General features: G+C 38.7%; 10 protein-coding genes. 8 read left to right on the top strand and 2 right to left on the bottom strand.

The features are described from left to right. Window positions 1-160 precede the first annotated feature (160 nt). The 4 genes from R2Q94_RS21115 (at window position 161) to R2Q94_RS21100 (ending at window position 7814) form a co-directional block, all read left to right on the top strand. Window positions 161-3835, top strand: a complete 3675-nt coding sequence (locus R2Q94_RS21115) for a SusC/RagA family TonB-linked outer membrane protein (RefSeq protein WP_316823461.1) — start codon at window positions 161-163, stop codon at window positions 3833-3835. Between the two features lie 18 nt (window positions 3836-3853). Next, complete coding sequence (locus R2Q94_RS21110; RefSeq protein ID WP_316823460.1) at window positions 3854-5302, top strand: RagB/SusD family nutrient uptake outer membrane protein; 1449 nt, start codon at window positions 3854-3856, stop codon at window positions 5300-5302. A gap of 135 nt (window positions 5303-5437) precedes the next feature. Beyond that, a complete protein-coding gene (locus R2Q94_RS21105) occupies window positions 5438-6658 on the top strand; it encodes a thioredoxin family protein (protein WP_316823459.1) in 1221 nt (406 codons plus the stop codon). A 28-nt stretch (window positions 6659-6686) separates the two neighbouring features. Then, entirely contained in the window at window positions 6687-7814 is a 1128-nt protein-coding gene (locus R2Q94_RS21100) for a TlpA disulfide reductase family protein (RefSeq protein WP_316823458.1), read from the top strand. Between the two features lie 400 nt (window positions 7815-8214). Here R2Q94_RS21100 and R2Q94_RS21095 read toward each other — a convergent pair whose 3' ends face one another. Both R2Q94_RS21095 and R2Q94_RS21090 read right to left on the bottom strand, forming a co-directional pair. Further along, window positions 8215-8538 (bottom strand): DUF3276 family protein, encoded by a 324-nt coding sequence (locus tag R2Q94_RS21095; protein ID WP_316823457.1) that lies wholly within the window; start codon window positions 8536-8538, stop codon window positions 8215-8217. Between the two features lie 139 nt (window positions 8539-8677). After that, window positions 8678-10477, bottom strand: a complete 1800-nt coding sequence (locus R2Q94_RS21090) for an ABC transporter ATP-binding protein (protein ID WP_316823456.1) — start codon at window positions 10475-10477, stop codon at window positions 8678-8680. A 113-nt stretch (window positions 10478-10590) separates the two neighbouring features. On the opposite strand from R2Q94_RS21090, the gene R2Q94_RS21085 reads away from it, so the two are divergent. From R2Q94_RS21085 to yajC, 4 genes are all read left to right on the top strand, one after another. Beyond that, window positions 10591-11679 (top strand): Glu/Leu/Phe/Val dehydrogenase, encoded by a 1089-nt coding sequence (locus R2Q94_RS21085; protein ID WP_316823455.1) that lies wholly within the window; start codon window positions 10591-10593, stop codon window positions 11677-11679. 111 nt (window positions 11680-11790) lie between these two features. Then, window positions 11791-12684 carry a transcription antitermination factor NusB gene (nusB, locus tag R2Q94_RS21080; protein WP_316823454.1) on the top strand — a complete coding sequence of 298 codons (894 nt, stop codon included), beginning with the start codon at window positions 11791-11793 and terminating at the stop codon, window positions 12682-12684. 7 nt (window positions 12685-12691) lie between these two features. After that, window positions 12692-13147: a DUF1573 domain-containing protein gene (locus tag R2Q94_RS21075; protein WP_316823453.1), complete on the top strand. Its 456-nt coding sequence runs from the start codon at window positions 12692-12694 to the stop codon at window positions 13145-13147. A 29-nt stretch (window positions 13148-13176) separates the two neighbouring features. After that, window positions 13177-13521 carry a preprotein translocase subunit YajC gene (gene yajC, locus R2Q94_RS21070; RefSeq protein ID WP_316823452.1) on the top strand — a complete coding sequence of 115 codons (345 nt, stop codon included), beginning with the start codon at window positions 13177-13179 and terminating at the stop codon, window positions 13519-13521. Window positions 13522-13596 lie beyond the last annotated feature (75 nt).

Raw genomic sequence — 13596 nt, 5'->3', positions numbered from 1 at the left:
ATAACCGGGAAAGTGTTGAAGCACTTCCCCGGTCGAAGATCCTGATTGGTACTCGGGATCAATGTCCGGTTATGTATTTTATCTGTTTGTCCTGATGGTAATCAGGAAGAAAAAACGCTGCAATAGACCTAACTATTTTTTAACCCAACCTTACAAATGTATGTATTTATTTAATACTTCAAAAGGTATGGACAGGGCTCGCCTTGTGCCATATTTTAAACCAATTACGGCTGTTTATGCAAAGCTCTCCGGCATAAATTCCTTAACCAGAAGACAAATTATGATGCGGATTAATTTGATCACTATAATGATCACTATGACCCTGGTACAAGCTGCAGCGAGTACCTTTGGTCAGAGAGTTACATTGCGGGAAAAAAATGCAAGCCTGCAAAATGTACTTTTATCAATTAAGAAACAAACAAATTACACCTTCCTTTACAACAGTGAACTGATACAATCTGCAAAGAAAGTAAACCTGAATCTGGAAAATGTGAAATTAGAACAGGCCTTGGATGCTTGCTTTCAGGGACAGAATCTGAGCTTTAAAATTATTGAAAATACTGTGGTCATCAAAAAGAAGGATTTCACCGTATTGGATCAGATTAAAAGTACATTCAAATTTGTAGAGGTAAAAGGAAAAGTTCTGGATGAAGAAGGGCTCCCATTACCAGGAGCAACGGTTCAGGTAAAAGACACTAAGAAGACGGCTGTGACAGACGGGAATGGTGGATTCCAGATTCCGGCTGTAGATGAAAACGCAATTTTAGTGGTTTCATTTATAGGCTATAAAGTAAAAGAGGTTCCGGTTAGTCAGGGGAATCCCTTAACGATTAAATTAGAAGTTAATCCTGGACAGCTGTCGGAGATATCTATTGTCTCTACCGGCTACCAGGACATCCCTAAAGAACGTGCAGCAGGATCTATTGTTTCGATCAACTCCGACAAAGACCTAAAAGGAAAAATGCAAACTAATATCCTGGATAGAATTGAGGGAATGGCTGCAGGTCTCACCAGTTACAGTAAAGAGGGAAAAACTCAATTTCAGATCCGTGGTGTTTCTTCTTTGAATGCTGAAGTGAAACCTCTTATTGTAGTGGATGGAGCTCCTTTTGAAGGTGATATCCAGGCCATCAATCCATCAGATGTAGAATCAGTGAATGTATTGAAGGATGCGACAGCAGCATCTATCTATGGTGCGCGTTCTGCGAACGGGGTAATCGTGATCACGTTAAAAAAAGGAAAAAAGGGACCGGCAAAAATTGCCTACAATGCGACCGCAAAATTCACTCCGCTTCCTGATCCTGGTTATGCGAATAAAATGAGTAGCTCAGAACTGGTAAATTTCCAAAGAGAAATGTTTGGCTACAGGTCGGGTTCTTATGAGGCAATTGATCCGCGTAAATCGATGAATGATGTTTATAGATTATTGTACGACGCCAGACAAAAAGAAAAGGTAAGTGGTAAATGGGATGCGGCAGATGAAGCACAATTACAAACAGCTTTAGATTTTTACAGAAATAACGATAGATATGACCAGGTGGTTGATGAGTTTATGCGTAAAACAGCCTTGGTGCAACAACACAACTTATCGCTTTCAGGTGGTTCTGATTTCTATACTTATAACCTGAGTGGAAATTACATGAACAACAACCCGTACGAGCGTCAACAAAGCAACAGCCGTGTTGGTTTCAACCTGAACAATACGTTCAATTTCACGAAATGGCTGAAAGTTAACGTAGGGGTATTGAGCAGTTCCCTGAAAGAAGATTACGACAATGGTACCATTGGTTTTAATATTCTTAACAATGGTAAAGCATCTTATTATATGCTAAGGGACAATACTGGGAATCCGGTAAACTGGTACAATACTAAATCTCAATTTGAGATTGATCGTTTGAACGCCCTGGGACTACAGGATGAAAATTTTGCGCCTGTTAACGAAATGGGAAGTAAGCACTATAACAACAATAGTAATTACCTGAACCTAAATTTTAATGCAAATATTCAATTGGCAAAGGGACTGTCTTTGAACCTGCTATATCAGAAAGAAAGAACAGACAACTATACGAAGCAATATTTAAGCAAAAATGCTTATGAAGTGAAGACATTGATCAATGATGCCACCAGGATTAAGTCTGATGGCGCGAGAGAATTCCTGATCCCAAATGGCGGACAAGTGGATGAGACCAGAGGCGATATCAATTCACATACTTTACGTGCACAAATCAATTATAATAAGCAGTTTGGGGAAAAGCATCGTATCGATATTATTGCAGGTGCTGAACAACGCAGTATATTGGCAACCAGTACCAGAGCGTACCGATATGGATATAACGACAACAGTCTTTCCTATGGAATATTGGATGAAGTTTCTTTAGGTAAGCAGCAGGTGGGAACCCAATCTTTAGGAAATAGTTTCTTCTATTCGAAAAAGAAGGAGGGGATTTATAGTGATGAAAATCGTTTTGTTTCTTTCTATGGAAATGGATCTTATACTTTTGATCGTAAACTTACGGCAACTGCAAGTATCCGAATGGACCAATCGAATTTGTTTGGAACTGACCCTAAGTACCAATATAAACCATTATGGTCTACTGGTTTAATGTATATCCTTTCTGAAAATGACAACGATTGGCTGGATCGTTTAGCGATTCGCGCTACCTATGGTGTAAATGGAAATATCTCGAAAAAAGGTGGACCATATCTGATTATGAAGGATTATGCCAGCCCGAATCCAATGAGTAATGAAGCACACGCTTTCGTAGAAAGTCCACCAAACTCAGGATTACGCTGGGAAAAAACAAAAGTGACCAACTTTGGACTGGACTATAGCTTGTTAAAAGGTAAGTTCTCTGGTAGTATAGATTTTTACAATAAGAACACCAGTGATTTATTAGGTAACAGGTTACTGGATCCAACACTTGGCTGGAGTTCGCTTTATATGAATTATGGTAGTATGCGTAATCGTGGGGTTGATGTTTCATTTACCACAAAAAATATGTCTACTACTGATTTCAACTGGAGTACAACCATGAACTTCAATTACAATAAGAATGTCATCACGAATATTGAAAATACCGGTAACACCATTTATAGTTATGTAGATGAACCAAATCAACGGGTTGGAAAACCTTTGAATGCCTTATATAGCATTCGTTACAAGGGATTGGATGCATTAGGAAGACCAATAGCCTTAACTAAAGATGGCAGAGAAGTGAGTAAAACAAGCGATCTTACCGTTGATGATCTTGTCTATCAAGGAACCGTTACACCGCCTTTTTCGGCCTCGTTAATGAACACAGTAAGTTATAAGAATTTTGATTTATTCTTCATGTTCATCTATTACGGGGGCAATAAAATGCGTGATGCAATAATGCCTTACCTTACCAGGTTACCTGAATTAAATTATACGATTAACATGGATAGAAATGCTTTGAACTACTGGAGAAACCCAGGTGATGAGAATATTCCTGGAATGGGGCCTGCTTTCTATTCAAATGCTGCAGACAATATTACACAAATCTGGACTGCAGGAACGCACTCTGTTCAAAAGGGGGATTATATCAAATTAAGAGATGTTACAATTAGCTATTCTTTGGCTAATGAATTTCTAAAAAGAAACTTTATCCAAAAATTGCGATTGAGTTTCCAGGTGCAGAATGCCTGGAGATGGGCGGCAAATAAACAGAACCTGGATCCGGAAGTTTGGGGAGGCAATAGTTTGATCCCTGTGAATAGTACCAGTGAAGTCGCAAAACCTGCAATTAAACCTCCGGTATCAAGAGGAGCATTTATACCGGCAAGCTACACTTTCGGTTTATCAGTTAACTTTTAATCCATAACCTATATACAAATGAAAAAGATATTTATTGCTTTATTCCTTGCTACAGGGCTCTTTACCGGATGTAAAGATTATCTGGATATCAAGCCTAAAGGATACACAATCCCTGAATTTTTTGAAGATTATCAAAAGTTATTAAATAATAATAACCTGAATTATAGTTCGTCAGCTTACCCGAATTTCCTGACAGATGATGCGCAAACCGGAACAGAAAAGGATGTAAATAGTTCAACCGATTTTACCCTGCTTTCTCTATTAAAACGTAATCTATATAGTTTTGAGCATGGCGCAGTTCTGGAGCCAGGAAATGTAGATCCTTTTTATGAATCGGCTTATTCACGTATTTTTACTTACAATGTGGTGATTAATAACATTGAAAATGCTAAAGACGGAGTAGCTGCTCAGAAAAAGAAATTAAAAGCAGAAGCACAGATGGGAAGGGCTTTTGAGTATTTTAATCTGGTAAATGGTTATTCTGTTCAGTACGATCCAGCAAAGGCAGCCTCAGACCTTGGTGTTCCTTTGGTGTTGTCAGAAGATGTGACCCTGAAATATACCAGAAATACAGTTGCAGAAGTTTATGCACAGATTTTGGCAGATTTAATGGAAGCAGAGCCGAACCTGGGTACGGTGGCAGATCATAAGTTCCGCCCTACAAAACTCGCCTGTCATGCTTTTTTAAGTAAAGTTTACCTGGTGATGGGTGATTATACAAAGGCCTTGCAAAATGCCAATGATGTTTTGAAACAGAACAAAAATTTAATCCGATACCAAGACTATACTACTAAAATGGGCTTGACCTATGGACGAGTTATTGAAATTAAAAATAAGGACGTTTTCTTTCCTCCGGTAGAAAAAAGTATCGAGGCTGTTTGGGCTCGCCGAACCGCACAGAGTGAAGGCCACGTTATGGGATCATTATACGGAAGTAAAGATTTGTTGAATGTTTATGCAAAAGACCTTCCTGCAGGTGGAATTGATAAACGCCTGGAATTGTTCTTCTGCACAGATTCAGCTCAATTAGGTGGTAATCTGACAAGGTTTCCTGGAAGATCATTATGGGCACCTTATATTGAGTTTAATATGGCCTTTAATACTGGAGAGATCCTGCTGATTGCCGCAGAAGCGGAGGCCAGAGTTGGAGATATGGGGATTGCTTTACAACACCTGAATTTCCTGAGAGATGCACGAATTGTTAAAAATACACCTTTAACAGCCAGTACAAAAGAACAGGCATTAATGATGGTGTTGGAAGAAAGAAGAAGAGAAATGCCATTTCAGGGGATTACGCGTTTGATTGATTTGAAGCGTCTGAATAAAGACCCTCGCTTCGCTAAAACAGTAAGCCATACTTTCGGAACACAGAGCTTTACTTTACCGGCAAATGATCTGCGATATGTATTGCCTATTCCTCCAAAAGTATTAGAGAGAAATCCTTCCATTCCGGTCTTGGATCGTTAAGATAAATAATCCGGTTTTGTAAACGCTTTGCTCATCTTGTCTGCAAATCGCATGCAAAACCGGTTTAATTTTCCAGTGTCTGTTTTCAGATACCTTAAAGTTTATAATATTAAATCACCCCAATTCCTTTTCAATATGAAATACCTTAAACTATTCCTGTTCCTGCTGATTGCTACCGGCATCAAAGCACAGGAAGGCATTAAATTCAACCAGACGACGAGCTGGGCCGCCACCACCGCGAAATCTGCAGAAGAAGGCAAACTAATCTTTATCGATTGTTACACCTCCTGGTGTGCGCCATGTAAATGGATGGACAAAAATGTATTTACTGATCCTGCTGTTGCTGATTTCTTCAATACCCATTTCATCAATGCCAAAATTGATATGGAAAAAGGAGAAGGGGTTGAGCTGCGTAAGAAATATAATGTGCAATCTTTCCCAACTTTTCTTTTTGTAAATGATAAAGGAGAGGTGATCCACAGGACTGCTTCAAAAATGTCTGTCACCGAATTCCTTGAGGAAGGAAAAATGGCGACAGATCCAAAAAGAAATCTTTCTTTCCTGAGCCAAAAGTATGAATCCGGACAAAGAGATATTCCTTTTGTACTGGATTATTTTCTGGCATTACAGAAAACAAACCGTAATGCTGGCGAGCCTATCGGAAAAGACATTGTGGAGCGCATCAGCTTAACGGAATTGAATTCTGCATTGGGCTGGAAAGCAATTAAAGCCTTAGCAAGAACAGAGACTGATCGCTTAGGTGCTCATTTCATGGCCAACCAGGAAAGCTATGCTAAATTTTCTACTGAAGAAGAGAGAGCTCAGCTGCAAGATCGTCTGATCACCAGTACCATGTATGGATACCTGTACAGTAAGAATGAAAAAGCTTTCATGGACCGTCTTTCTTATTTTAAAAACTCAGATAAAATTGAGCGTAGAAAACAAGGGATCATGTTGGAAGCAGATTTCTATCTGGAGCGCAATCTGACTAAAGATTATATTAAAATAACAGATGCCGCATTAAAAGGAGACCTTAAAGCGGATGCAGAAAAACTGAGTTTTCTGGCCAGAAGAGCTGATGGTAAAATAGGCATGAGCGATCGTGGTCATTCCAATCCTAAAGCAGGTTCAAATCCTAAAATTTTAAAACAAGCTTATAAAATGGCTAAACAGGCCGCCTCACTGGAACCCGAAGAATATTCTATCCAAAGCACCTTTGCCAAAGTATGCTTAAGTCTTAAGAAGAAAGAAGAAGGATTGGTAGCCGCAAAAAAATCAAGACTGCTTGCAGATGCTGAAACCTCTAAAATTCAAAAGTTAGCACAGGATTTATTGGATAAAATTGAACTGTTGTAAACCAGTACCTCATATATAAACATACATAATGAACAAAATATTAAAGACTTCAACTTTCTCTCTGGGTTTAGCGATCTTATTGAATGTAACAGGAGCGAATGCGCAACAAGCAAAAAGTTTCAGCTTAAAAGGTGAACTTACTGGTGTAAAAGATGGCGATAAGATTTTATTGATCCGCAACATAGATCAGAATACTTTAGACACACTTTCTCAAACCATAAAAGGAGGAAAATTTGTATTGAAAGGAATGGTTAACAATGGTGCCGAGTTTTTCAGCATCAGAGTGGAAGACAAACGCATCAGGTACAATGCATTTTTAGACAATTCAAACATGTTTATTAAGGCGAATGCAAATGATCTTTCTCAGTCGGTCATCACAGGCTCCGCCGCACATACGGAATATCTGAAGTTTTCGGATACGATGTCTCCTCTGACAAATACGATGAGGGTTTTGAATAAAGCATATGCTGAAGCTAAGAATGCCAATAATTCAGAAAAAATGGCTGAAATTAGTCAGCAGTTCGATGAAATTGAAGGAGAACAGGCAAAGGTAACGGCTAATTTCATCAAGCAGAATCCTGACTCTTATTACACTCCATTTCTGATCTTAAAAGGTGATGTAGAACCAACCGCTACTTTACCATTTTATAATGCTTTATCCGCAGCCGTAAAAAAGAGTACTTATGGAATACAGTTAAAAGCCCGTTTAGATGCTTTAGCTAGCGTTGCTATAGGTGTTAAAGCACCAAACTTTAGTGCACAAACTCCAGAAGGAACTACCTTGTCTTTAAATGAAGTGGTAGCAAAGGGAAAATATACACTGATTGATTTCTGGGCTTCCTGGTGTGGTCCATGCAGACAGGAAAATCCAAACCTTGTGGCTGCCTATGAGAAGTTCCATGATAAAGGATTAAATGTATTGGGTGTCTCATTGGACAAGCCAACAGCTGCAGCTGCCTGGAAAAAAGCAATTGCTGATGATAAATTAACCTGGTATCAGATTTCTGATCTTCAGTACTGGCAAAGCCCAATGGTGAAACTTTATGCAGTAAGAGGGATCCCCCATTCTGTTTTAGTGGATGCCAATGGAATTATTGTGGCGAAAGACCTAAGAGGTAAAGCGCTCCATGATAAGCTTGCAGAACTTCTAAAATAAGCATGTATTGATATAACGCTGAATGGGCTTATTGAACTGTTTCGTTTCAGTTCAATAAGCCTGTTTTGTTTTGTGAGTAGTCCTATTGATTTTATTGCGGACTCTTAATAAGTCTCAGTTGAGGCCTTACTGAGTCCAGGCTTTTCAGGACTCTAATTGATCACTGATAGGTGGTTGATAGGTCCTTAATAGGTCAAATCACCCTTTCAACTACTTACTAAGGACCTGTTTATACCCAAGTTTAGAACTTTCGAATTAGAACTCAGTTCGTATTCATCTGCTATTCAAGGATTGATCTGTGTTTTGAATATGAAGTAGAGAAGTGAATGAATTTATCCTACATGGTTGGGCATAAAAAAAGCCCCTGGTTGATGAGGGGCTTTGAATTTTTTCTTTATGATTAGTAAGGGAAATCGTCGTTACTTTTCGCTACACCTTCGTGGTTCTCGGAGTATTCGTAACGTTTCTCAACTACATCCTGATGGTTCTTAATGTAATCTACAGTCTCATTTAATCCTTCTGCAAATTTCTCAAAATCTTCTTTATAAAGGAAGATTTTATGCTTTACAAACACACCGTCTTCTAGTCTTTTCTTACTCTCAGTTAAAGTTAGGTAATAGTCTCCTGATCTTGTCGCTTTTACGTCGAAAAAGTACGTTCTTTTACCGGCCCTTACTTTCTTCGAAAAAACCTCTTCTCTCTCTTTGTTGTCAAATTCTCCCATGGTTGGTAATAATCTTGGTTTTGGTTCGGGTAAATATAAAGCAATAATTATTAAACTTCAAAATAGAATATTACACAAAAGAACTTTCAATTATCCAAATCAGATTAAAAAATACAGATTATTTGACTTTTAATCCCGTCTATGTCTCAGAACTGCTGTTGCTTTCCTCTTCCAGTAATTGATTTTGGTACATCTCCGCATAATTGCCATTATTTCGAAGTAATTCGGCATGTGTACCTTGTTCAATAATCTTTCCTCCGTCTAATACCAGGATTTTATGGGCATTTTTAATGGTTGATATCCTATGTGCAATCAGGATACTGGTTTTTCCTTTCATTAAACGGCCAAGGTTATTCAGAATTTCTTCCTCTGTACGTGTGTCTACAGCGGAAAGACAATCGTCGAAGATCAGCACTTTGGGTTCCTTAATGAGGGCACGTGCAATGGAAACGCGTTGCTTTTGTCCACCTGATAAGGTAATACCACGCTCTCCAAGCATGGTTTCAAACTTGTGCTCAAAATGAATGATGTTCTGATATACCGCTGCATTTTTAGCAGCTGCTATGACCTGATCTTCATTTACCTCATCTAAACCAAAGGCAATGTTATTTTTGATGGTATCTGAAAATAGAAAAACTTCTTGTGGAACAAATCCAAACTGGTTTCTATAATGTTGTACGTTTAAGCTATTGATGGCGTTCCCATCCATTTTGATACTTCCTTCATTCACATCATACATGCGCATCATCAGATTCGCTAATGTCGATTTCCCAGAACCTGTCCTTCCTATAATCGCCACAAATTCTCCCTGCTTAATTTCAAAGCTGATGTTTTTTAAAGCCTGAATTCCTGTATCCGGATAAGTGAAGCTGACGTTCTCAAATTTGATATTTCCATTGATCTCCTGTATTGCTGTATGACCGGAAACAATTTCTGGTTTTAGATGAAGGAATTCATTGATTCTTTTTTGAGAAGCTGAAGCACGTTGAATCAAAGTGGTCACCCAACCCAGCATGGATACAGGGAAAGTGAGCTGATTAACGTAGACAATAAACTCTGCAATGTTTCCAGGAGTGATGGCGCCTTCGATCACTTGTTTTCCACCGATGTAAACGGTAAGTATGGTGCTCAGACCAACCAGTAGCAGCATGGTAGGGTAGAACAGTGCCTGTACTTTCACCAGACCCATGGCGTTGGTTTTATAGCCCTGGCTTTCATCGGCAAACACTGCCTTTGTATGCTCTTCGCGTACATAGGATTTGATCACCCGAATGCCCGAAAATCTTTCCTGGACAAAGCTACTCAGACGGGATAATTGTTCTTGAATCTGCTCACTTTTTTTATTGATGACGGTGTTCACAAAATAAATAATCACCACCAATACCGGAAGAGGAAGTAAAGAAAATAGGGCCAGGGTACTGTTCACGGAGAACATGGCATAAATGACCAGTATAAATAATACCCCGGTGTTGATCGCGTACATGATCGCCGGACCAACGTACATCCTTACCCGGTTTACATCTTCGGTAGCGCGGTTCATGAGGTCACCGGTGTTGTTGCGACGGTAAAAGCCTAAACTCAGTTCCTGATAATGGGCGTAAATCTCATTTTTCATGTCGAACTCAATATGTCTTGACATCAGAATAATGGTTTGACGCATAAAAAACAGAAATATTCCTCTCAACAGATAAAGTACCAGTACCAATAGACCGAAATAGAAAAGACTTTGACTGAATATATCATATATGATGTTACGACGTTCAAAACCTTCGAATAGGCCGTAAATCTGTATGTTCTCTGTAATTAGATTGAAAGCATGGCCGATGACTTGTGCCGGAATCACTGCGAAAATATTCGAGATGACTACAAAAAACACCCCTGGAATTATCCACCATTTATATTTGTAGAAATATTTATTTAAAAATCTGAGGTGCTTCATGAATGAGCAAAGTTAGCCAAATGAAGGTAATTTTTTTTAAGTCTTTGGTTAAAACTGTGTAAATAATGTTTTTTTTATGCTAGTTTTGCGGGATATCTGATAAACAAAATTATATGCCTGATAATAGTTCTCTTGTGAATTCAGTTTTAGATCAATTAAGCGCCGCAGGGCATAAAAAGGTCGTTTTTTGTAATGATCCCGATACAGGTTTAAAGGCCATTATCGCTGTTCATGACACTACATTGGGGCCTGCTCTAGGCGGTACAAGGATGTGGAGTTACGTTACAGAGGCGGAGGCATTGGAAGATGTACTTAGATTATCCAGAGGAATGACCTATAAAGCAGCAATCACCGGCTTAAATATTGGTGGTGGTAAAGCAGTAATTATCGGGGATTCCAGAAAAGGGAAATCTGAAGCCATGATGCGTAGCTACGGCAGATTTATCAGAAACATGAATGGAGAATTCATTACGGCAGAAGATTTGGGGACTACCACCAGAGATATGGAGTATATCCGGATGGAAACCGAACATGTAACCGGTGTTCCAGAATCTTTAGGAGGGGCAGGAGACCCGGCACCACATACGGCAAAAGGCGTTTTTTTAGGCATTAAAGCCTGCGTTAAAGAGGTATTTGGAACAGATATGCTGGCTGGGCGTTCAGTAGTAGTGCAAGGGATAGGGAATGTTGGAGAACACCTGGTAGAGCTCCTAAGAGCAGAGAATGTAGAAGTATATATCAGTGATATCAATGAAGAACGTTTGCAACATGTTGCGCGTACTTATAAAGCCAAGCCTATTGCTGCGGATAAAATATTTGGCATAGATGCCGATATTTATGCGCCATGTGCCTTAGGTGCTACAGTAAATGATAAGACCATTCCTAAAATGAAGTTCGCGATTATCGCAGGTTCTGCAAATAATCAGTTGGCAGATGAGCAGGTACATGGTAAACTATTATTAGAAAAGGGCATATTATTTGCACCAGATTATCTGATCAATGCAGGCGGTTTGATCAGTTGCTATTCTGAATTGACGGGATACGGAAAGAAACGTACCGTTCAGCTGACAGAAAATATATACAATGCCACCCGTGACGTAATTAGAATGTCTAAGAAGGACAATATCCCAACAATCTGGGCTGCTAATCGCATTGCTGAACAAAGAATAATTGATATCAAGAAAATAAAATCATCATTTTAGTAAACAAATCACAAATTAAATAACCGGTAATTTACCACTCGTTCTTACAAATTCATGTTAAACAGAAGGCACTTACGAATTAAAGCTTTGCAAAATATTTTTGCATGGCAGATGACAGACAAGAGAGATTTAGCTTCTTCAAAGAAGGCTTTATTACAAAGTATTGACAGCGTGTACGAGATGTACATCTGGATGCTATCGCTCCTTGTTGAAGTCACAGAATACACTAACATTGACGCTATTGAGAGGTCTAATAAACATTTGCCTACTCCAGAGGATCTTAATCCTAACATGAAACTGCTTCATAATAAGTTCGCGGTTACCTTAAAGGAGAACCCAGAATTTAAAGACATGGTCAACAAATACCAGATCAACTGGATGTCTGACCCTGAGTTTGTAAAAGGCATTTTTAACGCCTTAAAAGTTACCCCTGAATATATTGCTTACCTTGCAGATGAGGACAATAGTTTAGAGGAATCCAAAGTAATCATCAAATTTATCTTTAGAAAGATCATTTTGAAAAGTCATAACATTATCCAGGCTTTTGAGGACAAGTTTATCAACTGGTCAGTAGATAAGGAAGTGATGCAGGGTATGGTTGCTAAAACCTTAAAGAACTTCACATCAGAAGATCCACGTAAAAACAAACTGACACCAATTAGTCAAGACTGGGAAGAGGATAAGAAATTTGTTGAAGATCTATTCGTTTATACCCTAAAAAACAACAAAGAATATCAGGACCTGATTGCCGAACGTACCAAAAACTGGGAGTCGGAAAGGATCGCTTTAATGGATACCATTTTAATGAAAATGGCAATCTGCGAATTGTTGAATTTCCCTTCTATTCCTGTTAAAGTAACGATTAACGAATATCTTGATCTATCAAAAGATTACAGTACTCCGAAAAGTAATTCGTTTATTAACGGTATCTTGGACAAAATTTTAGGTGATCTGAAAAGAACAGACAGCATCCATAAATTAGGTCGCGGACTAATAGAAGAATAAAATAGATATGAAAAGAATCTTGTTAGTTGCAATTGCAGCGATGACATTTGCCTCTTGCCAAAACAATACAACTACAACTGATGCAAGTACTGAGGCTGGAACAACTTCCATTGCAGAAGGTACCAATCCGGTTGCGGCAGCTGATGCAGCAGTGATGAGCTTTGATAATGAAAACTATAATTTCGGTAAGATAGCTCCGGGAGAAAAAGTGCATTATAGCTTTAACTTTAAAAACACGGGAAAAAGCCCATTGATCATCAGTAACGCAACTGCAACTTGTGGTTGTACAGTTCCTGAGATTCCTAAAGAGCCAATTCTTCCAGGTGCATCAGGTACGATTAAAGTGGTGTTCGACAGTCAGGGTAAATTTGGAATGCAGGATAAAGTAGTTACCGTAACTTCAAACGCAAATCCAACTACGGCAGAACTGCACTTAACAGGAGAAATTAAAGAAAGTAAATAAGTACGAATAAAATCTTATATAATAATCATATGATGTCAACAGTAATCTTACAAGCAACAGGTGGTAGCAGCATGCTAGGTACCCTGGTACCAATGGTTTTAATCATGGTGGTATTTTATTTTTTCATGATCAGACCGCAGGTTAAAAAAGCTAAAGATCATAAGAAATTGGTTGAAGAGTTGAAAAAAGGAGATAAAATTGTGACTACTGCCGGTATCCACGGTAAAATTGTAGACATGAACGATACTACTTTCGTAATCGAAGTAGAAAGTGGTACTAAAATCCGTTTTGATAAAACTGCGGTTTCTTTAGATGCAACGAAAGCTGCAGCTCCTAAAGTTGACCTTGCTAAAACTGAAACTCCTAAAGCGTAGGTTTTATAGCTATACTGTCGAAAGCCGCATCCTTGTTTGGTGCGGCTTTTGCATTTCAGTATATTTGTTTACTTT

It is taken from the genome of Pedobacter gandavensis, from assembly GCF_032678465.1.
Taxonomy (GTDB): domain Bacteria; phylum Bacteroidota; class Bacteroidia; order Sphingobacteriales; family Sphingobacteriaceae; genus Pedobacter; species Pedobacter gandavensis_B.
Note: the sequence above shows the minus strand (reverse complement) of the source record. Positions and strands in the feature narration are given on the sequence as shown.

Coding starts and splice junctions, on each gene's coding strand:
- R2Q94_RS21110 (WP_316823460.1), top strand. CDS start 3,854: ATGAAAAAGATATTTATTGCTTTATTCCTTGCTACAGGGCTCTTTACC.
- R2Q94_RS21105 (WP_316823459.1), top strand. CDS start 5,438: ATGAAATACCTTAAACTATTCCTGTTCCTGCTGATTGCTACCGGCATC.
- R2Q94_RS21095 (WP_316823457.1), bottom strand. CDS start 8,538: ATGGGAGAATTTGACAACAAAGAGAGAGAAGAGGTTTTTTCGAAGAAA.
- R2Q94_RS21075 (WP_316823453.1), top strand. CDS start 12,692: ATGAAAAGAATCTTGTTAGTTGCAATTGCAGCGATGACATTTGCCTCT.
- R2Q94_RS21085 (WP_316823455.1), top strand. CDS start 10,591: ATGCCTGATAATAGTTCTCTTGTGAATTCAGTTTTAGATCAATTAAGC.
- yajC (WP_316823452.1), top strand. CDS start 13,177: ATGATGTCAACAGTAATCTTACAAGCAACAGGTGGTAGCAGCATGCTA.
- nusB (WP_316823454.1), top strand. CDS start 11,791: ATGACAGACAAGAGAGATTTAGCTTCTTCAAAGAAGGCTTTATTACAA.
- R2Q94_RS21100 (WP_316823458.1), top strand. CDS start 6,687: ATGAACAAAATATTAAAGACTTCAACTTTCTCTCTGGGTTTAGCGATC.
- R2Q94_RS21115 (WP_316823461.1), top strand. CDS start 161: ATGTATTTATTTAATACTTCAAAAGGTATGGACAGGGCTCGCCTTGTG.
- R2Q94_RS21090 (WP_316823456.1), bottom strand. CDS start 10,477: ATGAAGCACCTCAGATTTTTAAATAAATATTTCTACAAATATAAATGG.